Below are 19,068 nucleotides of genomic sequence, written 5' to 3' on the forward strand. Positions count from 1 at the left end.
GCTCACTCCAGATCGAGGGCGATATCCCCCGGCTTCTTGATGACGCGGTAGGTGTTCAGTTCGCGGGATTCCTCGTTCTCCTGCTCGAGCACGATGACGCCCTGGTCCAGCAGCTGGAGGACGACGCGCTCGGCTTCCTCGGTGGTGAGAGCGAAGCGCGATTGCAGCCAGGCCGCGTCGAACACGTCCTTCTTGGTGGCGACGCCGATGGCGATCTCGCCCAGGGTGTGGCCGGCGAAGCGCTCGACGGTGAGTTGCGGCAGCTCTTGGAACTCGGCATCGACGACGTCGCTGTCGTCTGCTGGTTGCATACCGCCCCAGGCGCCGAGGTCTTCCATGTCATGGTCGCCGCCGTTCAGGTCCAGGGGCGTCTGGTCCGGGTCGGGCTTGACCTGGTCCATGCCCTCGGTGAACTCGTTGGCGCCACCGATGATGAGCAGGCAATCCTTGTTCACCGCGAACAGCAGGTCCTCCTTGTGAGGGCTGCTCGGATTCACCACGAATACGGCCTTCATCTTGTCCTTCGCGGTCATCGACTCCAGCTTGCCGTAGACCGTGTCGCGGTCGCCGCCGGCAATGGTGTGGACCGCGATGGTGGCGGCATTCCGTACCTGGCGTTCCAGGCGGTCGATAATGTCCTGCTGCTTGGCCTCGGGAAGCTTCTGCCAGCAGTCCGGCATGATCCGGATTTCCTGGATCAGACCCTGCAGCAAGCTTTTGCCGAGGGTGTCGGCGGTCATGTTCATGAAGTGCGAGTTGTTGCTCATCGGGAAGGGTCCTATTCGTTGGCAATCCGCTCCAACTGCTCGAGTTGGGCGTCGCTGAGGTAGGTGTGGGCGCCGTAGCGCTGGAAGTTGCTGCGGAGGTCGGCCAGGAACTGCTCGTCCCAGTCCGTAGCGGCGTTGAGCTCAGCCGCGCCGAGTAGCGCGGCGAACTCCCCGACCTGGCCGTACCGCTCAAGGACAGTGAGGCTGGGCATGGCCGGTTACTCGAGATTGAGCTCGTCGGTGCCGGTGTCGCTGGTGTCCGGCTGCTGGCCCGGGGCGGGTTCGGTGATTTCGCCCGTCTCGGTGTTCACTCCGTCCGGCGGGGTTTCTTCGGCTGCTGCGGGGCTGCTTTTCGTGCCTGGCGACAGGTCTCGCAGGTCGTTCACGTTTACAGCAAAGCTGCCACCGGTATCCTGCTGCGCGTCGTAGACGTCGCCTACCTCGTCGGCCGTTTGCAGGCCCATGGAGAGTTCCGGAGCAAAGGCCCGCGTCCACCAGGAGCCGGCGCGATACATCAGCATTTGCTGAGGCATCGTCTTCCATTTGCTGCCGTTCTTGCCGTACCAGCCCTCGGCCTTGGCGATCGCGATGGTGATATCGGCGCCGACCAGCTTCTCGTTGGTTGCGCGCTCGACCGCCCAGGCTCGGCAACCCCAGGTGTCGGTACCTTGCTCACCGAAGAACTCGAAGCGCAGCGCCGAGAAACGGCCACTGGTGTTGACGGTGGCGATCAGGAACTGGCTGGACCAAGTCGGTCGGCCGTGGACGATCACCAGGTTCTGCATCACCTGGAGCGGGTCGGCACCAATGCGCTGCGCCATGTTCAAGGCGATCACGCAGTTGGACAAGTTACCCTGGTATTCCTTGGGCACCAGCGTCGAGCTGGCGAGCAACTTGGCGCAGCGCTGGGCCAGTTCGAAGCCTTCGAGGTTGGTCATGCTGACCGCGAAGTTCTGCCGCGGCTTGGCAACTGCCGAGGTTTGCAGCTCGGACAATGAAGTGGTGTTGGTCATGATGGGGTCCTTTGCGGTTTGCGACGATTTCGGTTCTGTTCGGTGCGGGTGGACCAGCAGCAGTTGGCCGGCTCGTAGTTGCCGTCGTTGTCGCGGCGATCCAGGGTTGTGCCTTCCGGCCGTGCGCCCATGTCTGCGAAGAAGGCTTCGAACTTCAGCCAGGGCGGGTGGACTGCGATGCCACGACCGCCGTAGTCCTTGAACTGTCGATGCCCTTTGTCGTGGCATCGGGCGAGCATTGCTCTCCAGCTTCGGTAGGTCGGCGAGGCATATTGGCCGTGAGTGGTTTTCTCGGCTGCCATCTTTTCGGATCGGGCGCAGCCGCAGGATGTTGTGTCGCCATTCCGGAGCGATGCGCCGCGGACAACCTTTCGGCCGCCGCAATCGCAGAGGCACAGGTAGGCGGTGGCAATGCCGATCGGCGCGACCTTGTCGACGACCAGCAGCCGGCCGAACCGCTTACCTTCAAGCGGGATTCTCTGGCTCATGGGGAGGATCACTCGTGATATGGACACGATCCCCAACGGGGACAGTACTTCGGGCTGCAAAGTGGGCTTTGCGGGTTCGGGGGGAAGAGGCCGGAGCGGAACATGTCCGCCGCGTAATCGATCAGGCCGCGGTGCGACTCGCTGCCAGCCATCATCTGGCGCGCGCCGACGATCTCGCCGACGGCCGCCTCGGGCTTGCCCTTGGTCTTCAAGCCGATGATCTCGGCCGGCGCGGTGATCGCATCGCCGGTGGTGTGCTCGTAGAGCAGTTCGTAGGTGCCGATCTGGGCCTTGTGTCCCTTGGTCTTGGCCACGCCCTGGCTCACCGCGGCGCCGCCAGTCTTCACGTCTGCGATGCCGACGCCGTGGCTATCGCGCTTGATGCGGGCGCGGTCGAGCTGGCCGGTCAGACGCACGATGATCCCGCCACCGCAGTCGATCTCCATCGGCTTGGTCGTCAACTCGACGGCGACGAAGTCGTAGCGCGGGCTGATGTCGTTGCAGTACTTCGTGTGCAGCGTCAGTCCGGTGGACTCGGCTTCGCGCGGGCTGATGTCGGAGCCGCGCCAGTCGACCTCGAACTCCGGCTGCTGCAGCGTGTGCACCAGCAGTTCCGAGGCGTCGTAGGCGCTGATCGGCTCGCCGTTCACCCGTGCCGCGTCGAATGCTGCGGTGCTTGCGTGGATCGCGGTACCGAGCAGCGCCCGGGGGGATGAAGGGCTGCGCATCTTCAGGATGTGTACGCCTTCCCAGCGGAACGCGCAGTCGAACAGCGCGCCCCAGGATGAGGCGCGCACGGTGATGGTTTGCATGGTTGGCTCACTTCCCGGCGATGGGTGCCGTGGCGGGTTGTTCGGCGGTGATCAGGCCGCCCCAGGCAGGGGCGAAGATGAGCAGGATGTAGAAGGCGGTCATGGCCAGTGCGCCGAGGAGGGTGGCTTTACGCTTGGCATTCATGGCGCATGCCTCCCGGCCCCATTGCACTTCCAGCAGGAGGAGTAGGCAGAATGGTGCGGGCCGTGCGATACGGTGTTACCGGTGCCTTGACATACCCGGCAAACAACCTTTTCCCGCTCCTTCTCAAGTTTCTTGCGAAGCGAGTCGGCTTCGCGTGACCCCGGATCCTCCGGGGAATAGAAGGCTTGTCCAATGTTCTCTGCGAACAAGACAACGTCCCTGGCAATCGCCTTGATCTGTTCGCTGGTGGCCACCACGCCATGCTCTTCCAGCGACTCCCCAAGCCCTTCGGCGAAGTAGTCTTCCCGTGAGTAGCTCATCGCCGCACCTCCAGGCACTTCCGGCCGCGCTTGATGGTCAGCGCCATGCGATGCGGCAGGTTCACCACCAGGGTCTCGCGCGGCAGGCCGAGCACAGCGGCGATATCGGCGCCGGCCGGCATCACCAGGTCGTCGAGCTGGTCGTCGATGATCGAGCGAACGGGGCGGGTGGTCATAGGTCGATGCTCCTCAGTTCCTGCTGTCTCGCATCCGCTGCGGCGTCGAGCCGGCGGCGCATGTCGTCGTATTGCCGAGTGCCGATGGCGTCGAGGGTGTAGGCCATCTCGATCTGGCCGCGCCATACCAACTGGTCGTGGCGCGGGATCACCGACCGACGCATTGCGACGATCGCTTCCTCGATCACGCCCTCGGCGCGCTCATTCGCCCAGGCCATCGTCATCCTCCTGCTCTTCGTCCTCGGACTCTGGATCTGGTTCCGGCTGGTCCCAGAGCGGGTCGACGGCACGGTCGTAAGCGAGTTGCGCGTTGCTGAAGGCCGCGCGGTTGCGGCGCTCGCGGTATGTCCACATCGGGATGCTCTCCGTGGTTCACCTGCATTCGGCTGAATGCTCACGCCGCCGGGCTTGCCCGATGGGGAAGGCGGGGAGCGTTCATGCGAATGCGGGCGGTGAAAAAAGCCCGGCCGGAGCCGGGCGAAGAGGGGGAACGCTGCTTGCACAGCGGGGAGTGATCGGCGCGAGGGCGTCCCCTCTGGCTCCGTCCGCGCCACCAGCCGGCGGCGTTGCTCGTTGGCTCGCCTGCTTACGAGGCAGGTGCCTGACTCGGCTGCCGATCACTCTCCGCTACGCCCTGGCTCCGCCAGGAAAGAGAAGGGCGCCGCCAAGCGCCCTGTCTCCACTTACATGCACCGCCTTATGTGAAAGCGGTTGGGTACAGGCTCGACCGCATGTTGGCGATCTGCCGTTGGGGCTGGGCTACATGTCGAGGACCTCCGTTGTGCGCGCCGTTGGACCGGCGGGCGCTCGCCGTGGCGCATCGGCCGGCAATGGGCCAGGCGCCGAAGTCAGGAGATCGCGGTGCAGGCTCGCAACGCCACCGGCGCCGACTGGCCTTCGATCCAGATAACCGCCGCTCCGCCAAGCGATACGCTGGCCCGGCCGACGGTGCGGGTGCGCTGCGGGTCTGCCCCTCGGTACGGGCGGTACTCGATCAGGGCTGGCGCTGGGTGCTCTCGGTTCCAGGCCTCGACCAGCTCCGCCGGTGGCACCGGACGGACGTTGCCGATCTGCTGGTAGATCTCGGAGCGGTGAATGGCGACGTCGTCCGGGGCGGTGATGCCGAGGCGCACCTGGTCGCCCTGGCTGCCGAGGACCGTCACGGTGATGTCGTCGCCAATGTGCAGGGTTTCGCCGACTCGGCGAGTGAGGATCAGCATGTGTGCCTCCGTTCAGGATGCTGTGCGCGCGGGCTCAAGCCGGCTCGCAGTGGGAAAGGGCAACGCAACCGGACACGCCGGCGAGCCAGACGACAGCAGTGTGTCCGCCGAGCACCTGGGCTTCGGTTGTCGTCCGGGTGCGCTTCGGCGCCGCGCCGCGATGGAATCGGTAGTCGACCTCGGTGCCGACGGGGTATGCGGAATTCCAGGCAGCAACCGTCGCCGCCGGGTTGGCGTTCTTCTTCATGGCAATGGATCTCCTATGGCCTATTGCCGCACTCCACTGATAGATTCGGAAGAGTCCTGGGAATGGAGGCCTATCTATGGATGAAAAGAATCTGGAAGTGCTTCGCCGACTAAAGGAGGCGATGGAGCGAGAGAAGCCTGTAGAGCAGCCCAAGAAACCGCATTGTAGTGGTCTACTGACCCCGGACACCGATTTAGGCGAGAATCCTCGCCGTGAGAGAGGTGTCTGATGAGCAAGCAACGACGTACGTTTTCCGCCGAGTTCAAACGAGAGGCTGCCGCCTTGGTGCTGGACCAAGGCTACAGCCATATCGACGCCTGCCGTTCGCTGGGGGTGGTGGACTCGGCCTTGCGCCGTTGGGTGAAGCAGCTCGAGGCGGAGCGCCAGGGTGTGACCCCGAAGAGCAAGGCGTTGACGCCTGAGCAGCAAAAGATCCAGGAGCTGGAAGCCCGGATCAACCGGCTGGAGCGGGAGAAAGCGATATTAAAAAAGGCTACCGCTCTCTTGATGTCGGACGAACTCGATCGTACGCGCTGATAGACCAGTTGAGTGAGCAGGAGTCGGTGGAAGTGGTCTGTTCAGCTTTCAATGTGGCGCGGTCTTGCTACTACGTCCACCGTCTTCGACGGCGGCGTGTCGATGCTCGCCGCGTGGCGCTACGCAGCCAGGTCAACCAGTTGTTCAGCCAGAGTCGGGGCTCGGCCGGCAGCCGCAGCATTCTGGGCATGCTGCGCGAAGAGGGCGTGACCATCGGCCGTTTCCGAGTGCGTCGGTTGATGCGTGAGCTGGGCCTGGTTAGCAAGCAACCGGGCTCGCACGCCTACAAACAGGCCACGGTTGAGCGGCCGGATATCCCGAATCGGCTGAACCGCGAATTCGCGACCGAGCATCCCAATCAGGTGTGGTGTGGCGACATCACCTACGTCTGGGCGCAAGGCCGTTGGCACTACCTGGCCGCGGTGCTGGATCTGCATACCCGGCGGGTGATCGGTTGGGCGTTCTCGGCCAAGCCGGATGCCGAGTTGGTGATCAAGGCCCTGGACATGGCCTACGAACAGCGCGGCAGGCCACAGCAGGTGCTGTTTCATTCAGACCAGGGCAGCCAGTACGCCAGCCGCCTGTTTCGGCAACGGCTCTGGCGCTATCGGATGCAGCAGAGCATGAGCCGTCGGGGGAATTGCTGGGATAACTCGCCGATGGAGCGCCTGTTCCGCAGTCTGAAGTCGGAGTGGGTCCCGTCAACGGGTTACCTGACGGCGCAGGAGGCCCAACGGGACATCAGTCATTACCTGATGCACCGCTACAACTGGATCAGGCCGCATCAATTCAACGACGGGCTACCGCCTGCGGTGGCCGAAGAAAAACTCAACCCACTGTCCGGGATGGGTTGACCACTACACATGTACCTGGGCAAGGCTTTAGCGAAGAGTCGGAGGAGATATTCAGAGAGCTAGCTCGGCACAAGCTTTCCAGGCCAACTAACCAGGAGACCGCTGCGGCAAAACCTCCGAAGACTTCCGTACCTACTCAGCCGCCAGCGGTGAAAAAGATTTGTGCTGAATGTAAATCGGAGTATCCGACCGCTTCAGACAGGCCACCAAAGCGCGGTTGGCTATGTCATAACTGCCGTAACGCCAGACGCGAGAAGCGTCGGCAAAAGGTCGAAGAGAAGCGTGCTGCGCAGTACCTAGCAGCTAAAGGCTCAAAAATCGAACAGTTGGAGAGAAAAATCGCTGCAGTGAATACTCAGCTAGAACAGGCGCCGCTCGAGAGACAGCGCGGCCTGTTCAACCAACTAAAACAGCTAGAGCGCCAGCTCAGGCTCGAGCGGGTACACAAACTATCTCGCTTCAACAACATCCGCTATCACATCGTTTCTGGAAGCTACGGCTCTGGGAAACGAAGCAAGTAATCAGTCCGCTGTTACACGCCACCTGCGGATGGGCGATTGTTTTCTCGGGGGACCTGAGGTCCCGACAGCCAGTCGCGGCTCGTCACCCACTGGCTCTCCCTTGATCTAGGGCCATCTACGCTGCTGGCCACGGGGCGAGGCTCCCCCTGAACCCGTTCTGCCTGTCGGCAAGGCCTTGGCTCGCTGCGGCCTGGCCAGCGGTATGGTGCTGGCGTTGAGGGAAAAGTAAGCCAATGCCTAATTTTTGTAAATAGCCAATGCCTAATTTTTAAGTTTGCGCACTAACTATCTGTGGGTAAGCGAGGCGGGCTTGCAGATTTTTCAAACAGAAAATACTGTATGAATAAACAGTATCTGGAGGATGGCTGTGCAGAAGAACAACCAAGGGAGAGGGCAGATCTCGCCAGTGGAGAAGGTGCGCCTACGGGTATCAGCGATGATCAGTAGCCCGCGGGCTCAGGCGGAGCGTCGGGCGTCGATCTGGAAGGCGCAGGGGGATTCGGAAGAGGCCTGGAAGCAGGTGCTGGAGGAATTGGCCGAAACCGATGGACTAGAGATGTCGCTGGGGGAGGACGGAGTGGTTACGCTCACCTGGGAGGCGGGAGACGAGGAGGGCGTTGAGGTGGTCGATGGGATCGAACTGGTGCAGGAGCCGGAAGTGATGGTTCAGCGTCTACATGAGGTGAGGATCTAGCGGAAGGAGAGCCCGCGCGTAGCGGGCTCCGAATCGCTATAGGTCATGGGTGCGACTGAAGGCGCTGTGCGCTGACGAGACCAAATCATCTACATAGAGCCCGGCTACAACGATGCGGCCAAGTCGTTTCTTGATAGTCATCAATCTGCGCGTCTTGGCAATGTCGTCGCATGAATGGAGAGGATGAGTATGCGGCATCGCATCAAGCAGGAGATTTGCTCGGGCGACGGTGGTGCGAATGTGACTGCGAGTCATGATGGCCTCCTCGGCCTGCTGGTTGAGGCCTAGATCATGCTGTCACGACTGTAGGGGGAGTAAACGAAAAGGCCGCGCTGGAGTCGAGGCGCGGCCTGTGCCGGACTGCTGTCTTCCCAGGCCGGCGGAGGGAATCTATCAAAGGTGGGTAGGAACGAAAAGCCCCGCGGGTGCGGGGCTTTGGTCACTTCCGAGCAGCTGGCAATGTGAGTGTGAGCTGAACAGTTTTTCTGCCGTAGTGCTCCGCAACCTTGTCACGAAGCTCGCGTATGTGAGTGCATGGTTTTGCCATCCCGATTACCTCGAAGCACCGAGATACCAACTGGCGAGCGCCTACATCTGCCGTCAATTGACGGTGCCAGTGGGTACCAGCCGGAGGCTTGTTCTCCCTCAAGTATTTCGCCACATCAGGGTCAAGGGTGTCGTAGATCAGCTCAATTACCAGCTTCCCCCACCATTTCGGCCTACTGTGCAAAGGGCCAGCCCAATTTGTCAGACGGCCAAATTCAGCCCAAAGCTCATCTGGGAAGGTTTTCTCCCATTCTCTCAGCTCATCAGCTATGAATGCCCTCAGCTTTACTTGGAGGGCATCTTCAGCCCGCTCATATTGATAGCCAGTAGCCTCGTCGACAAGCGCATCCAGGCCAGTCCTAATGAGGCCGGCAGAAATGATTGCGCATTTCACGGCAATAGACTTCTGCCGATCAGTCAGCGTCTCTGGCGCCTCATGCAGAGCGCGAACATACGCCCTCAAAATCATCTCAAAGGTCTCTGTGGCGACGCCACCGCCCTTAAATTGAGTGCCGGGAATAGAAAACTCGAGGATTTCGGCCAGGACTAAGCCTTTGTTTATAAAGGGCTTCATAGACGAAACCCCAATAAACTTGGCCAGGTCTCCACTGTCCGCATCGGCGATGGATTTGACCACTGCACGAAGAGCAATTACCCGTTTCCCCGTGTTTAGCACATAGCAATCAACAGGCTCTCCTCCCAAGGAAATACTTCCCCTCCATTGGGCAAACGGTGGTTCATCAGTGAGCGCCGGCTCGTCTTTTTTTGCCCAGCGCGCCTCTGCTGCAGCCTTTGCAATTGCTTTACGGCGCTCCTGCGTCATGGACTCCGCGCGCGCCTTCCCGCCTTTGGCCTTGCCCTTAATCACTTTCTCTTCGCTCATGCGATGCCCCTTTGCAAGCATATGCTTGCAAAGAATGATGCATATGCTTGCATCGGCATGCAAGAGGGAAGGGGGAATTTGTTAAGCCCACCGGCTCATGATCCGCCCATAGCTACAAATCCACCCCGCCAGATGATCTTGCCTATGATGCGGTGCTTGTGAGCCCGCGCCCCATATTCGATGACGCCGCGCCTCACCTAGACCAGATTGAACATCGAGGCCTGCCAGTGCTTCTCGCTGATGATTGCGATGGGATGGCCTTCCTCGCGCAGCTCGACAGCTCGCTTGATCTTGGTTCCATACGTACTGTGTAGCCACTGCTCGTTGCCGATCTCGCCGACGACCAGGTAGTGCACCTTTTTGCTGATGCCTGAGGCTATTCCCCCGCCGCGGTTGACGACGATCTCTTCGCAATGCTTTCTGGGGCCGTAGACCATGACGCCAGTGAAAACGTAGAGATGGCCCGACCACTCAAGCTTGGGAGCTGGATTGTTGAGCGGAAGAGCATTCGATGGAGTAAAGGCATTGTCGCTTGGTTTCGGCTTGGAAGCAGAGAGGCCACCAAATCCTCTAAGAATCTCAAGCAGTTCAGCAGACTCATCAGCGTCTAACACGCCATCGGACAGCATGTCTGAGAGCCTCCGGTAGAGGAGGTTGGTCACTGGATCGTCAAGATGGATCAGGTTCGTAGCGATCCAATCCTGTAGGAACTCGGCCTCATGCTGATTGATATGCCCATCAGCAGTGATCCCAGCGGCCAGTCCTGAGAGCGCATCGACAGACCTTCGGTCTATGCGCTTCTCGTGGAAAATCCGACTTTTCCCAAATTCAGCGTGCCAGTCGACCATTGCTTCTCTCCTTGAACGTCAGGTGTCCATCACAACCTTTTCGCATTCCACACCAGCAGCACCTGGCATGTATGCTGGTCTTGGCCATGCTCGTCGCTTTACATATCCCCGCTCCGCCAGATTACCTTGCCTGTCAAAGCTTTCTGAAATTCCAGGCTCCCAGCACCTTGGCCTGGAAATGGACGTCTTCCATACGGGCCTTCTGCGGCTCGAAGGACTTGTTGTCCGACACCAGGAGGTAGTGCTCGGCATCGTGGATCTGCACCCGCTTCACGAACAGGTGCTGCAGCCAGGTGAAGACGTAGACGCCTTCCTCGACGAAGTCGGTGATGCCCACATCGACGATGATCAGGGACTTGTCATCGATGGTGCCCAGCATGCTCTGGCCCCACCCGGTGATGATCTTGAGGTTGGTCGCATCGGAGTACTTCAGGCCGAGGTCATCCAGTTGGACCTTGTCGACGACCAGATTCCTGACGAACTCGCGGTACTCGGCCGGCACCTGGCCGCCGCCCATTGCAGCGCGCACGTCGTACTGGGCGATTGAGATCGTATTTCCTTTCACCAGGGTGGTGCGGCTGAAGTCGGCGTGAATCACGTTCGATGTCGTCGATAGATCGCCATCGAGAGACTCGGCTACTGCCTGTGCGATTTTCGCTTTAGCTTCACCGCTCAGCCCTTTGCCGTGGCGTTGGAGCATCTCCATCACCTTTTCCGCGGCCGATGAGCCAGGATGCTGATGTGAGCTACTCGGCGCAATAAGCTCCGCCTCCTTTTCGCTCAAGCCCCAGTGTTCTGCGCCAACAACGTCTGAGAAGAACGATATCAGTTCGATCAGCTTCGCTTTGTCGATCCTGCCGGTGTTGATCCATCCCTGAACAGAAGGGGGCTTCACGCCGAACTGCTCTGCGAGAGCCTTTTTCGACATGTTTTTGGCGAGTCTGGCGGCCTCGATAGCGGCGCCGAGTTGGGGTCCGGTAAGCATTGCCTAATTTAACGTCAGTTGTGGTGTGGTTAGGCAATGGCTTGCCTGTAATTAGCTAATGCCTTACTCTTTTCTCCAACATTCCCCGGAGAAGAGACATGACTCCAGCAGAAGCAGTGCGCCAGGCCGCCGAGCTGTTGGGCAGTCGGGCCGAGTTGGCGCGAAAGCTCAATGTGAGAGCGCCCACCGTAAGTCAATGGTGTTCAGGCGTTCGACCAATCCCCGCGAAACGTGCAGTTGAGATCGAGGCGCTCACCGCTGGCCGGGTCCTTCGAAGCGAACTGTGTCCGTCGTTCCCATGGGGTGCGGCTGCCTGAACGCACCTTACTGGCCAGGAGCCGCCACGTCATGCGAAGCGAATCGCACACCCTGATCTCCACGCTGCTCGGCGTGGTGAACCAATGGCGCCGCCGAGAGGGGTGGAGCCGAGAGACCGCCGTCCAGCACATCGTGGAGGCGCACGAGCGCATCCAGGGAGCGCTGATCACCGGCATCGTCTTCGACCCGCCAACGCGCGATACAACCGAGAGGATGAAGGTCAACGCCGACCGCGTGTTCCGCTGGCTCGACGACGGCACCAAGGACACCAACCTGGTACCGGCGAACTTCGTACCCAGCATCCTCGCCGCGCTGCCGACTGACCTGAAGGTCCAGGCCCTAGGCGACATCCTGACGCCGCTGGGCGTGTCGGTGCGTCTGATCGGCGGCGATGCCGGCCAGCGGCCGGAGGTGCTCTGCATGCTCCGAACACTCATCAAGGAGAACGGTGAGGCGCAGCAGGCCGTTGCCAGCCTCGTTGACGGCGCCGATGACCAGGAGCTGCAGGAGGCCCACCGGGAGCTCTCCGAATCCAGGGCGGCGACCGATGAGGCGCTTCGGATGATCGACCAGATGCGCCGGCCGCGCCTTGTTCAGGGGTAGCCGTGCCGTCCTTCCAGATCAACGACGAGGAGCGGGAGGCGCTCCGCGGCCTACCCATGCTTGCCCGCGAGATCTACGTGTTCGCCCTACGTCCGTTCATGGACTTCGCAACAGGCATTGTCGGAGAGCGGCGAGGGATCTCTTGGAAGTCGATCGCCGAGGAACTCTACGTCGAGCCGCACCAGGGCATCAAGGGCGGGGAGCCCTCCGAAAAGGAACTGCGGCGGGCGCTGGTCTGGCTGCAGAAGGTGGGTCTGGTAGGCCCCAATCTGGCCGAAAGGCGCCTGATTTTTGAGTTGCCGAAGGCTTCACGGGATCAATCCGTCCGAAAAAAAGTGGGCACTAAGTGGGCAGATGAAGCGGGCAGTTATGTGGAAGGGTCGGAGCCCAGTAACTACGCGGCCTTCCCGGAAAAAGAGGGCAGATATGTGGGAGGGGGTGAAAGTGAAAAAGTGGGCACACCTCCGGTATCCGATATTCCTCCTACTACTCCACCGCGCGAGGCCCCGCAGCCCGGACAGCGATTCCCCATGCATGACGCCTGGCTACCCAGCGCCAGGGGCTGGCCCGCGACACTGACCCGTAACGGCATGAAGAACTACCAGCTACGCGACGAGGATCTCCTCGAGTTCCGTAGCTACTGGATCAACCGCCCCGAGAAGTATCAGTCCCAGGGCCAGTGGGAACACGAACTTGCGCAGAACCTCCTCCGCAACCAGCGCTTCGACCAGAACAGGAGCAGCTATGGAAACCAAGCAGGAAACGCCGAAGGCCAAGCCGGCCATCGTGCCGCCAAGCGCGGCTTCTCTCATCGACAAGGCCCTCGCTCAGCCGTCGACCGCGTCAATGCCATCGTCGCAGCCAACGAGGCTGCCCGACAGGCTGCTGGAACGGCTCTGGGTGAAGATGACCGAGATGTACGGGCACCGCTGGACGTCGAGTTTTGGCGACAACCCGAACCCTGACGGCGCCTGGGCTACGGTGCTCCAGGGGCTGACCGGCCAGCAACTCGCCCACGGGCTCAACATGCTGACGTTCATGGGCAGCCGGTTCGATTGGCCGCCGGCGGCGCCGACATTCCGGGAGCTCTGCTTGAGCGTCCAGCCGGAGTCGCTCGGCCTGCCGGACCACGACACCGCGTTCCATCAGGCTCTGGCGTGCCGCTACCGCCACCAGGTGGTCAAGGCCGCCGCCGAGGCTACCGGCGTTTTCGATCTGCGCACCGGCGAGGTGAACGACGATCGCCTCCGCAAGCGCTTCGGGTTCCACTACGCCGAGATGGTCCGGCGGTGGGCAAACAACATCCCGCTGAGCCAGCCCGTCGTCCACGCGATCGAGCATGACACCGGGAAGAGCTTGCTGGACCTGGCCGAGGATGAAGCCGAGCAGCAGCTCCGCCGGCGGATGCAGGCCCAGGGCCTGGATGGGCTCAGTGGCGCCCAGGCGCGGGAGCTGCTGCTGGCCAAGATGCGCCGGAAAGCGCCGGAGGTGCGCCGTGATGCATGACCTCCGCCCGGTGGTGTTCACCGTACCCGGCGAGCCGGTGGGGAAGGGGAGGCCGCGTATCGGCCGCGTCGGCGCCCATGCCCGGATGTTCACGCCGGCGAAGACCGTGGCGTACGAAGGCCTGGTTGCCATGGCAGCCCAGGAAGCGCTCGCAGGTCGATCCCTGATCGCCGGCCCCGTGCTCATCGAACTGCGGATGTTCCACCCCATTCCGCGGTCTTGGTCGAAGAAGCGCCAGGCCATGGCCTTGGTCGGCGAGGTCATGCCCACCGTGAAATGCGATGCCGACAACTGCCTGAAGGCGGTGTGTGACGCGCTCAACGGCGTTGCGTGGAAGGACGACACCCAGGTCGTCAATGTGATGCTCGCGAAGCGGTACGCCGAGGTGCCGCGTGTCGAGGTGAAGATTGTTCCGCTGATGGCCCAGGGAGCGCAGCGGTGACCACAGAAAACCACAGGGGAGAGTCGAAATGAGACTGATCAGCGCGCGCCAGGCTTGGCACGACGCCTTCTACGAGAGTCGGAGCTCAGTGCTGGCGGTGGCGGCCGACAAGGCCGCGCTGGGCAAGAAGGGACGGGTCGCCAACGAGACGCCCCCCGACCGTAAGGACACCAATGGGCGTAGCGCCCACATGCTGGCCGCCGGCCTGGTGCAGGCTGCCATCCGTTCGCTGCCGAAGCCGCTGCAGCACTTCGGGCATACGCTGTACTCGCCGCTGGCCAACGGTGACGATGTGGCGATTGCTCACGGCTTGGTGTGGATCGGCGCCGGCATCGGCCAACTGACCCAGCGCCAGGGCGAGCGGGCCTACTGGATGGCGCTGGCGGCGATCAACTCGCACAAGCGGGCGGTGAACGGCCGCGACACACTGCGCCCGGGCGAGGTCTGCCTGTTCATCGAGGAGCGCCTCGGCTGCCGGATCGACCCCGGCAACTGGGCGCGGGACTACGCGAGCACCTGGGAGCGCTTGGCGCGCCATATCGACAAGCTCGACGCCCAGGTGCTGAGGCCGGTCGCCGAGGTAGTGGCGAAGCAGCGCGGGTTCCGGAAGGGCTCTGGATGGCGCTGGCAGCAGGTCGACCGGGATGCGGTGGCGGTGCAGCGCGCCGAGGCCTACGCCAAGTGCCGTGAGCATCACCAGCAGCGCCTGGCCGAACGCCTGCGCGAAATGTCAGACCACCAGCTGACAGCCTGGGCGGCGCGGATGAAGCGGTACGGAGAGGCCTACCGGGCAGAGTGGGGCGATGACGTCCTGGAACTGCCCGAGGTGCACCAGCGATACCACGACCGCGTGGCGGCGTACTGGGCCCAGCGTGAGCGCCTTAAACAGGTCGCTTGACGATTTGAAGAGCATTTGGGTATCGTTTTGCCACTGTGCAGAATTACACCCGCACGGCCCTACAAGCAAAAACCCCGGCCATCGAGCCGGGGTTTTTCGTTTCAGCGCGAGACGCTTCGGGGGCCCGACGTCGTCTCCAGCCAGAAGCTGAAGTAGCCGCGGGACTGGATCGAGTTCACCGCTTCTTCCACGTTCCACATCGCGTACCTGGCGCCGACTTCGAAATCGTCGACGGTGTCCTCGATCCTGCAGGGTGGTTCCTGCAGCCATTCGTACTGACGGGGGAGAGCCTTCGGGTCAGCGTCTCCCGCGATAACCAGCACACGACCTCGCTCCGTATTGGCGATGTACCGGAGCTTGACCATCTGGTTGCCGTAATAGGTGCGGACGCTGAGCTTCGTGTCCAGGGCGGCAAGGGCCTGTTCAAGCGCTTCCATCTTGGTGTTGTGCAGGAAGTCCACCAGGCGGTCACCCTGGGTCTGGGCGATGCCCAGGAGCTTGCACAGGTCGGACTTGCGCATTCCGCGCTTCATCATCTCGTTCCACAGCGCGATCTTTGCCACGGTGACGGCCGGAAGATGGACGACGTGCTCGCCTTCCTCCGGCGCAGTTGCTTCCGGGATCGGCTTGCGCGCATCAACGTAGAGCGACAGGGTCGTCTCGATGGCGTCCAGCGCCTCGCGGATTGCGTGTTCGCGGTCATCGCCGAAGCTGTTCAGCTCCGGCAAGTCTCGGCAAAAAACGGCGACGCCAGGCGCGCTGTCGTCCTGTTCGAATCGAATTGCATAGTCGTACATGGTCACTCCTTCGGGGTGATCGTTCAGCGAGCAGGCGAGGGGGCTCGTTAGAGCCCCAGTTGCTTGATGATCGCCGTGCGGGTCGTCTGAATTCGCTGAACTTCATCACCTCGTCTCTGTTGTTTGGATGGGTCCACTATACAACAGATTTGTGGTGTCACAACACTTTTGTGGTATTCGAGGTTCGCCCATGGAACCCACGTCAATCGGCGCAGGCGCACTGTTCGCCAAGTACAGCGTCGCCATTGCCGGATTCGCGGGGGCCATCCTCTCCTTGTCGTTCCTGCGCGGTCTGACCCGTAAGCAGGCAGGGGCGGCAGTCCTCACTGGTTTCCTGTCCTCCATCTTCACCACTCCGCTGGTGGTGGCTTACTTCGGCTTGCCGGTTGATGCCGAGTCGAAGAACGGCGTCGCCTTCCTCATCGGCCTGCTGGCCATGAACATCATCCCCGCCATCAAGGCGGCTGCGGAGCGCCTTCTCGCAACCAAGGGTGCCTGACCATGGTGACCTTCCTCATGGGCTTGGACGCCGTGCTTTGTGTTCTGGTGGTGCTGGCCGCGCTGGACTTCCTGCGCACCGTCCACCTGTTCGAGCACCCGATCCTGAGCCTTTCGTTCTACCTGGTCGCAGTCGGAGCCTTCGGCTTGCTGAATGAGCTGGCCAAAGGCTACTGGGTGAGTCCTTGGGCGGTGGTCATGCACTTGGGGATCGTCAGCTACGCCTGGTCACGCCGGAGTCAGATTTTTCAGCAGGACTGGCGGTGGGATGGGGCAGCGCGGCGGCGCTCGCGGGGGTGATGGCCTAATGACTTGATTGCGCCATTACGTAGGCTAGGCTTGCGAAATCCTCGGATCACGGACGACCCACCATGCTCAAACAAAATCTCCTGATCATCCTGGTTCTGCTCACGGGCTGTGCTTCTGCCGAGTCCGGGCACACATCTCCCTCGCCTACTGACCCTGATCTTGCTGCTCTGCACGTCGACGAAGACGGTCCGGTTCTCAAGGCGTACCCGATGTCAGCCCGAAACAACGAGAGCGCTCAGTTGCAGAAGGCAGCTGCACTGCTTGATTACCAAGTCGCCTCAGCAGACTGTTTGCGTGCGCAAAACTTCTATGAAGCGCGCTCGAAATCATCTGAGGGTGCGCGTTTGGGCGTAGGGGTCATAGGCGGGGTTGCAGGCTTTGTGGGGAGCATGTTGGCGGCGGCGGGAACGGGCGGGGTGTGGCCAGGCGTTAGTGCAGGTATTGCGGGCGTTGCGAGCACCACGCTTGGAGCCGCTGAAAAAGGTCCCCTCGCGCCGAGCGCCTACGCCGCGAACCGTGAGTTTGTCGCCAAAGCTATGGCCGTCTCTTCGGCAAAGCTTCCAACCTTGAGTTCAGCGGAAGAGATTTACCTGAGCGCTGTATCGCTTCAAGGAACCTGTGCAGCGCCGAACAAATAGCGAGCACAGGTCAATGCACTGTACCGGCATAGAGGTGAAACGTTCTTGACGCGCTCAATGGTGCGGCCCCACATGCCGAGATAAGCCCCGCATGCGCGGGGCTTTTTATTTACGAGGTCCCTCATGGCGCTGAACAAGAAGCGGCGCCTGTTCGTCGAGGAGTACTTGGTCGACCTCAACGCGACGCAGGCAGCCATCCGCGCAGGGTACGCACCGAAGCGTGCGGCCGAGATGGGCTACGAACTGCTCCGAGTGCCGGAGGTGGCCGAGGCGATCGCCCAGGCCATGGCCGAGCGTTCGAAGCGCACCGAGGTCGAAGCCGACTATGTGATCCGGCGGCTCCGCGAGATCGACGAGATGGACGTGCTTGACATCCTCGAGGACGACGGTTCGTTCCGGTCGATCCGCGACTGGCCCCGGGCCTGGCGCCAGTTCCTGTCCGGCATCGAGATCGCCGAGTTGTTCGAGGGCCGCGGTGACGACCGCCGCATCGCTGGCGTGCTCCGCAAGGTCAAGTGGCCGGACAAGCTCCGCAACCTGGAGTTGCTGAGCCGGCATGTCGGCACCGAGTCTGCCGCGCTCGACCTGGAGCTCAAGCGCCTGGATGTCGCGAAGAAGCGGGCAGAGCTGAAGCTGCTGGAGAACCCCGAGGACGATGCGCCGCCGACCAGCGTCGCGGTGACCATCATCGATGCGAGGGTGCGCGATGCCGACGCTGAATAGGCCTCAGGCGAAGTTCCTGGCGCTTCCGCACAAGTTCTGCGGCTTTGTCGCTGGGTTCGGCTCCGGCAAGACGTGGGTGGGCTGCTCAGGGCTCGCCCAGCACGCCTGGGAGTGGCCGCGCATCAACGCCGGCTACTTCGCCCCGACCTACGCCCAGATCCGCGACATCTTCTATCCGACGATGGAGGAGGTGGCTTTCGACTGGGGGCTGCGGACCAAGATCAACCAGGCGAACCATGAGGTTCACCTGTACAGCGGTAGCGCCTACCGCACGACGATCATCTGCCGCTCCATGGAGAAGCCGCAGACCATCGTCGGCTTCAAGGTCGGCCGGTCCCTGGTGGACGAGCTCGACGTGTTGTCGCTGGTCAAGGCCCAGCAGGCCTGGCGCAAGATCATCGCGCGGATGCGCTACAAGGTGGACGGCCTGCGCAACCGTGTCGACGTCACCACCACCCCGGAGGGCTTCAAGTTCGTCTTCCAGCAGTTCGTGAAGCAGTTGCGCGAGAAGCCGCACCTGCAGGACCTGTATGGCCTGGTCCAGGCCAGCACCTACGACAACGAGGCGAACCTTCCGGACGACTACATCGATTCCCTGATGGAGTCGTACCCGCCGCAACTGATCGCGGCGTACCTGCGCGGCCAGTTCGTCAACCTGACGTCGGGCACCATCTACACCGCCTACGATCGCACTCTCAACGCCTCGCAGGAGATGGTTCAGCCAGGCGAGCCGATATTCGTGGGTATGGACTTCAACGTCGGCAAGATGGCCGCCGTCGTGCATGTGAAGCGCATGGGCCTGCCGCACGCGGTCGACGAGATCGTCAACGGGTACGACACCCCGGACATGATCCGCCAGATCAAGGAGCGGTTCTGGCTGTACGCCGACGGCGAATATCGCCCTACACGTCAGATCAGGATCTACCCCGACGCCTCCGGCGACTCGCGCAAATCGGTACGGGCCAGCGAGACCGACATCGCGCTGCTCAAGCAGGCCGGCTTTATCGTCTCGGCGCCCGCAGCCAACCCGCCGGTCAAAGACCGGATCAACTCCATGAACGCCATGTTCTGCAACGCCAAAGGCGAGCGCCGGTATCGGGTCAACCCCGACCGGTGCCCGACCTATGCCGACGCCCTGGAACAGCAGGTGTGGGGCACAAACGGCGAGCCGGACAAGTCCGCCGACATCGACCACCCCAACGATGCGGCTGGCTACTTCATTCACAAGGAATTCCCGGTCGAGCGACCTGCGGCCGTTGTTACCACCCTGAGGTTCTGAC

At 62.0% G+C, this 19,068-nt stretch carries 28 protein-coding genes and 1 pseudogene; 13 read left to right on the forward strand and 16 right to left on the reverse strand.

Annotation, left to right across the window (positions count from 1 at the left end; all coding sequences use genetic code 11):
* Positions 1 to 2: 2 nt before the first annotated feature.
* The 12 genes and pseudogenes from PSPA7_RS11395 to PSPA7_RS11440 form a co-directional block, all read right to left on the reverse strand.
* Positions 3 to 767 (reverse strand): hypothetical protein, encoded by a 765-nt coding sequence (locus tag PSPA7_RS11395; RefSeq protein WP_012075305.1) that lies wholly within the window; start codon positions 765 to 767, stop codon positions 3 to 5.
* A gap of 11 nt (positions 768 to 778) precedes the next feature.
* The gene (locus tag PSPA7_RS11400) at positions 779 to 979 is read right to left on the reverse strand and encodes a hypothetical protein (RefSeq protein ID WP_003116739.1); all 201 of its coding nucleotides are present in this window, start codon (positions 977 to 979) and stop codon (positions 779 to 781) included.
* Between the two features lie 6 nt (positions 980 to 985).
* On the reverse strand, positions 986 to 1,780 hold the full coding sequence (locus PSPA7_RS11405) for a recombinase family protein (RefSeq protein ID WP_012075306.1): 795 nt from the start codon (positions 1,778 to 1,780) through the stop codon (positions 986 to 988).
* The gene (locus PSPA7_RS31980) at positions 1,777 to 2,268 is read right to left on the reverse strand and encodes a hypothetical protein (protein WP_041025317.1); all 492 of its coding nucleotides are present in this window, start codon (positions 2,266 to 2,268) and stop codon (positions 1,777 to 1,779) included. The genes PSPA7_RS11405 and PSPA7_RS31980 overlap by 4 nt, the downstream gene beginning before the upstream one ends.
* An 8-nt stretch (positions 2,269 to 2,276) precedes the next feature.
* The gene (locus tag PSPA7_RS11415) at positions 2,277 to 3,080 is read right to left on the reverse strand and encodes a RecB family exonuclease (RefSeq protein ID WP_012075308.1); all 804 of its coding nucleotides are present in this window, start codon (positions 3,078 to 3,080) and stop codon (positions 2,277 to 2,279) included.
* 7 nt (positions 3,081 to 3,087) lie between these two features.
* Positions 3,088 to 3,225: a hypothetical protein gene (locus tag PSPA7_RS32395; protein WP_003116743.1), complete on the reverse strand. Its 138-nt coding sequence runs from the start codon at positions 3,223 to 3,225 to the stop codon at positions 3,088 to 3,090.
* Entirely contained in the window at positions 3,222 to 3,545 is a 324-nt protein-coding gene (locus tag PSPA7_RS11420) for a DnaJ-like cysteine-rich domain-containing protein (RefSeq protein WP_041025318.1), read from the reverse strand. The genes PSPA7_RS32395 and PSPA7_RS11420 overlap by 4 nt, the downstream gene beginning before the upstream one ends.
* A complete protein-coding gene (locus tag PSPA7_RS11425) occupies positions 3,542 to 3,721 on the reverse strand; it encodes a hypothetical protein (protein ID WP_012075309.1) in 180 nt (59 codons plus the stop codon). The genes PSPA7_RS11420 and PSPA7_RS11425 overlap by 4 nt, the downstream gene beginning before the upstream one ends.
* Positions 3,718 to 3,939, reverse strand: coding sequence for a hypothetical protein (locus PSPA7_RS11430; RefSeq protein WP_003099037.1), 222 nt, complete (start codon positions 3,937 to 3,939; stop codon positions 3,718 to 3,720). The genes PSPA7_RS11425 and PSPA7_RS11430 overlap by 4 nt, the downstream gene beginning before the upstream one ends.
* Positions 3,923 to 4,075 carry a hypothetical protein gene (locus tag PSPA7_RS32400; RefSeq protein WP_012075310.1) on the reverse strand — a complete coding sequence of 51 codons (153 nt, stop codon included), beginning with the start codon at positions 4,073 to 4,075 and terminating at the stop codon, positions 3,923 to 3,925. Before PSPA7_RS32400 ends, PSPA7_RS11430 begins: the two co-directional genes overlap by 17 nt.
* 686 nt (positions 4,076 to 4,761) lie before the next feature.
* A pseudogene (gene csrA, locus PSPA7_RS32630) lies at positions 4,762 to 4,941 on the reverse strand (carbon storage regulator CsrA); the annotation flags it as partial.
* 34 nt (positions 4,942 to 4,975) lie between these two features.
* Positions 4,976 to 5,188 (reverse strand): hypothetical protein, encoded by a 213-nt coding sequence (locus PSPA7_RS11440; RefSeq protein ID WP_012075312.1) that lies wholly within the window; start codon positions 5,186 to 5,188, stop codon positions 4,976 to 4,978.
* Positions 5,189 to 5,416: 228 nt separating this feature from the next.
* Here PSPA7_RS11440 and PSPA7_RS11450 point away from each other — a divergent pair.
* Both PSPA7_RS11450 and PSPA7_RS11460 read left to right on the forward strand, forming a co-directional pair.
* Positions 5,417 to 6,579 (forward strand): IS3-like element IS222 family transposase gene (locus tag PSPA7_RS11450; RefSeq protein WP_086008389.1). Its coding sequence is split into 2 segments (ribosomal slippage): positions 5,417 to 5,672 and positions 5,672 to 6,579, totalling 1,164 coding nucleotides; the frame shifts between segments, so codons are not numbered across the junction.
* Between the two features lie 882 nt (positions 6,580 to 7,461).
* A complete protein-coding gene (locus tag PSPA7_RS11460; RefSeq protein WP_041025320.1) occupies positions 7,462 to 7,794 on the forward strand; it encodes a DUF1654 domain-containing protein in 333 nt (110 codons plus the stop codon).
* 439 nt (positions 7,795 to 8,233) lie between these two features.
* On the opposite strand, the gene PSPA7_RS30945 is transcribed toward PSPA7_RS11460, so the two are convergent.
* The 3 genes from PSPA7_RS30945 to PSPA7_RS11475 form a co-directional block, all read right to left on the reverse strand.
* Positions 8,234 to 9,223, reverse strand: coding sequence for a P63C domain-containing protein (locus tag PSPA7_RS30945; RefSeq protein WP_079262168.1), 990 nt, complete (start codon positions 9,221 to 9,223; stop codon positions 8,234 to 8,236).
* 197 nt (positions 9,224 to 9,420) lie between these two features.
* Positions 9,421 to 10,071 carry a BRCT domain-containing protein gene (locus PSPA7_RS11470; RefSeq protein WP_012075316.1) on the reverse strand — a complete coding sequence of 217 codons (651 nt, stop codon included), beginning with the start codon at positions 10,069 to 10,071 and terminating at the stop codon, positions 9,421 to 9,423.
* 133 nt (positions 10,072 to 10,204) lie between these two features.
* Positions 10,205 to 11,056, reverse strand: coding sequence for a S24 family peptidase (locus PSPA7_RS11475; RefSeq protein WP_012075317.1), 852 nt, complete (start codon positions 11,054 to 11,056; stop codon positions 10,205 to 10,207).
* Between the two features lie 98 nt (positions 11,057 to 11,154).
* Between PSPA7_RS11475 and PSPA7_RS30950 the strand changes: the two genes are divergently transcribed.
* The 6 genes from PSPA7_RS30950 to PSPA7_RS11500 are packed head-to-tail and all read left to right on the forward strand — an operon-like array spanning position 11,155 to position 14,823.
* Complete coding sequence (locus tag PSPA7_RS30950; protein WP_003451709.1) at positions 11,155 to 11,373, forward strand: transcriptional regulator; 219 nt, start codon at positions 11,155 to 11,157, stop codon at positions 11,371 to 11,373.
* Positions 11,374 to 11,404: 31 nt separating this feature from the next.
* On the forward strand, positions 11,405 to 11,977 hold the full coding sequence (locus PSPA7_RS11480) for a toxin YdaT family protein (RefSeq protein WP_012075318.1): 573 nt from the start codon (positions 11,405 to 11,407) through the stop codon (positions 11,975 to 11,977).
* A 2-nt stretch (positions 11,978 to 11,979) separates the two neighbouring features.
* On the forward strand, positions 11,980 to 12,942 hold the full coding sequence (locus tag PSPA7_RS11485; RefSeq protein ID WP_012075319.1) for a DnaT-like ssDNA-binding domain-containing protein: 963 nt from the start codon (positions 11,980 to 11,982) through the stop codon (positions 12,940 to 12,942).
* Positions 12,884 to 13,483: a hypothetical protein gene (locus PSPA7_RS11490; RefSeq protein WP_004349439.1), complete on the forward strand. Its 600-nt coding sequence runs from the start codon at positions 12,884 to 12,886 to the stop codon at positions 13,481 to 13,483. Before PSPA7_RS11485 ends, PSPA7_RS11490 begins: the two co-directional genes overlap by 59 nt.
* A complete protein-coding gene (locus PSPA7_RS11495) occupies positions 13,476 to 13,925 on the forward strand; it encodes a RusA family crossover junction endodeoxyribonuclease (RefSeq protein ID WP_012075321.1) in 450 nt (149 codons plus the stop codon). Before PSPA7_RS11490 ends, PSPA7_RS11495 begins: the two co-directional genes overlap by 8 nt.
* Positions 13,926 to 13,953: 28 nt before the next feature.
* Positions 13,954 to 14,823: a hypothetical protein gene (locus PSPA7_RS11500; protein WP_012075322.1), complete on the forward strand. Its 870-nt coding sequence runs from the start codon at positions 13,954 to 13,956 to the stop codon at positions 14,821 to 14,823.
* Positions 14,824 to 14,924: 101 nt separating this feature from the next.
* On the opposite strand, the gene PSPA7_RS32635 is transcribed toward PSPA7_RS11500, so the two are convergent.
* Positions 14,925 to 15,620, reverse strand: a complete 696-nt coding sequence (locus tag PSPA7_RS32635; RefSeq protein WP_012075323.1) for a type II toxin-antitoxin system HicB family antitoxin — start codon at positions 15,618 to 15,620, stop codon at positions 14,925 to 14,927.
* 190 nt (positions 15,621 to 15,810) lie between these two features.
* Here PSPA7_RS32635 and PSPA7_RS11510 point away from each other — a divergent pair, with 190 nt between their 5' ends.
* The 5 genes from PSPA7_RS11510 to PSPA7_RS11525 all read left to right on the forward strand — a co-directional run bounded on the left by PSPA7_RS11510 (position 15,811) and on the right by PSPA7_RS11525 (position 19,067).
* Positions 15,811 to 16,119: a hypothetical protein gene (locus PSPA7_RS11510; protein WP_012075324.1), complete on the forward strand. Its 309-nt coding sequence runs from the start codon at positions 15,811 to 15,813 to the stop codon at positions 16,117 to 16,119.
* A gap of 2 nt (positions 16,120 to 16,121) precedes the next feature.
* Positions 16,122 to 16,418, forward strand: a complete 297-nt coding sequence (locus tag PSPA7_RS11515; RefSeq protein ID WP_012075325.1) for a hypothetical protein — start codon at positions 16,122 to 16,124, stop codon at positions 16,416 to 16,418.
* A gap of 71 nt (positions 16,419 to 16,489) precedes the next feature.
* A complete protein-coding gene (locus PSPA7_RS31985) occupies positions 16,490 to 17,065 on the forward strand; it encodes a hypothetical protein (RefSeq protein ID WP_138009451.1) in 576 nt (191 codons plus the stop codon).
* 123 nt (positions 17,066 to 17,188) lie between these two features.
* Complete coding sequence (locus PSPA7_RS11520; protein ID WP_012075326.1) at positions 17,189 to 17,788, forward strand: terminase small subunit; 600 nt, start codon at positions 17,189 to 17,191, stop codon at positions 17,786 to 17,788.
* The gene (locus tag PSPA7_RS11525; protein WP_041025321.1) at positions 17,772 to 19,067 is read left to right on the forward strand and encodes a terminase large subunit domain-containing protein; all 1,296 of its coding nucleotides are present in this window, start codon (positions 17,772 to 17,774) and stop codon (positions 19,065 to 19,067) included. Before PSPA7_RS11520 ends, PSPA7_RS11525 begins: the two co-directional genes overlap by 17 nt.
* Position 19,068 lies beyond the last annotated feature (1 nt).

It is taken from the genome of Pseudomonas paraeruginosa PA7 (genome assembly GCF_000017205.1).
Lineage (GTDB): Bacteria > Pseudomonadota > Gammaproteobacteria > Pseudomonadales > Pseudomonadaceae > Pseudomonas > Pseudomonas paraeruginosa.

Excerpts from the sequence above, each read along its gene's own strand:
- PSPA7_RS11510 (WP_012075324.1), top strand. The coding sequence starts at position 15,811 with ATGGAACCCACGTCAATCGGCGCAGGCGCACTGTTCGCCAAGTACAGC.
- PSPA7_RS11405 (WP_012075306.1), bottom strand. The coding sequence starts at position 1,780 with ATGACCAACACCACTTCATTGTCCGAGCTGCAAACCTCGGCAGTTGCC.
- PSPA7_RS11475 (WP_012075317.1), bottom strand. The coding sequence starts at position 11,056 with ATGCTTACCGGACCCCAACTCGGCGCCGCTATCGAGGCCGCCAGACTC.
- PSPA7_RS32635 (WP_012075323.1), bottom strand. The coding sequence starts at position 15,620 with ATGTACGACTATGCAATTCGATTCGAACAGGACGACAGCGCGCCTGGC.
- PSPA7_RS30950 (WP_003451709.1), top strand. The coding sequence starts at position 11,155 with ATGACTCCAGCAGAAGCAGTGCGCCAGGCCGCCGAGCTGTTGGGCAGT.
- PSPA7_RS11500 (WP_012075322.1), top strand. The coding sequence starts at position 13,954 with ATGAGACTGATCAGCGCGCGCCAGGCTTGGCACGACGCCTTCTACGAG.
- PSPA7_RS11430 (WP_003099037.1), bottom strand. The coding sequence starts at position 3,939 with ATGGCCTGGGCGAATGAGCGCGCCGAGGGCGTGATCGAGGAAGCGATC.
- PSPA7_RS31985 (WP_138009451.1), top strand. The coding sequence starts at position 16,490 with ATGCTCAAACAAAATCTCCTGATCATCCTGGTTCTGCTCACGGGCTGT.
- PSPA7_RS11525 (WP_041025321.1), top strand. The coding sequence starts at position 17,772 with ATGCCGACGCTGAATAGGCCTCAGGCGAAGTTCCTGGCGCTTCCGCAC.
- PSPA7_RS32395 (WP_003116743.1), bottom strand. The coding sequence starts at position 3,225 with ATGAATGCCAAGCGTAAAGCCACCCTCCTCGGCGCACTGGCCATGACC.
- PSPA7_RS32400 (WP_012075310.1), bottom strand. The coding sequence starts at position 4,075 with ATGTGGACATACCGCGAGCGCCGCAACCGCGCGGCCTTCAGCAACGCG.
- PSPA7_RS11480 (WP_012075318.1), top strand. The coding sequence starts at position 11,405 with ATGCGAAGCGAATCGCACACCCTGATCTCCACGCTGCTCGGCGTGGTG.
- PSPA7_RS11520 (WP_012075326.1), top strand. The coding sequence starts at position 17,189 with ATGGCGCTGAACAAGAAGCGGCGCCTGTTCGTCGAGGAGTACTTGGTC.
- PSPA7_RS11395 (WP_012075305.1), bottom strand. The coding sequence starts at position 767 with ATGAGCAACAACTCGCACTTCATGAACATGACCGCCGACACCCTCGGC.
- PSPA7_RS11460 (WP_041025320.1), top strand. The coding sequence starts at position 7,462 with ATGGCTGTGCAGAAGAACAACCAAGGGAGAGGGCAGATCTCGCCAGTG.
- PSPA7_RS11495 (WP_012075321.1), top strand. The coding sequence starts at position 13,476 with ATGCATGACCTCCGCCCGGTGGTGTTCACCGTACCCGGCGAGCCGGTG.
- PSPA7_RS11425 (WP_012075309.1), bottom strand. The coding sequence starts at position 3,721 with ATGACCACCCGCCCCGTTCGCTCGATCATCGACGACCAGCTCGACGAC.
- PSPA7_RS11420 (WP_041025318.1), bottom strand. The coding sequence starts at position 3,545 with ATGAGCTACTCACGGGAAGACTACTTCGCCGAAGGGCTTGGGGAGTCG.
- PSPA7_RS11490 (WP_004349439.1), top strand. The coding sequence starts at position 12,884 with ATGACCGAGATGTACGGGCACCGCTGGACGTCGAGTTTTGGCGACAAC.
- PSPA7_RS11400 (WP_003116739.1), bottom strand. The coding sequence starts at position 979 with ATGCCCAGCCTCACTGTCCTTGAGCGGTACGGCCAGGTCGGGGAGTTC.
- PSPA7_RS11515 (WP_012075325.1), top strand. The coding sequence starts at position 16,122 with ATGGTGACCTTCCTCATGGGCTTGGACGCCGTGCTTTGTGTTCTGGTG.
- PSPA7_RS31980 (WP_041025317.1), bottom strand. The coding sequence starts at position 2,268 with ATGAGCCAGAGAATCCCGCTTGAAGGTAAGCGGTTCGGCCGGCTGCTG.
- PSPA7_RS11440 (WP_012075312.1), bottom strand. The coding sequence starts at position 5,188 with ATGAAGAAGAACGCCAACCCGGCGGCGACGGTTGCTGCCTGGAATTCC.
- PSPA7_RS30945 (WP_079262168.1), bottom strand. The coding sequence starts at position 9,223 with ATGAGCGAAGAGAAAGTGATTAAGGGCAAGGCCAAAGGCGGGAAGGCG.
- PSPA7_RS11470 (WP_012075316.1), bottom strand. The coding sequence starts at position 10,071 with ATGGTCGACTGGCACGCTGAATTTGGGAAAAGTCGGATTTTCCACGAG.
- PSPA7_RS11415 (WP_012075308.1), bottom strand. The coding sequence starts at position 3,080 with ATGCAAACCATCACCGTGCGCGCCTCATCCTGGGGCGCGCTGTTCGAC.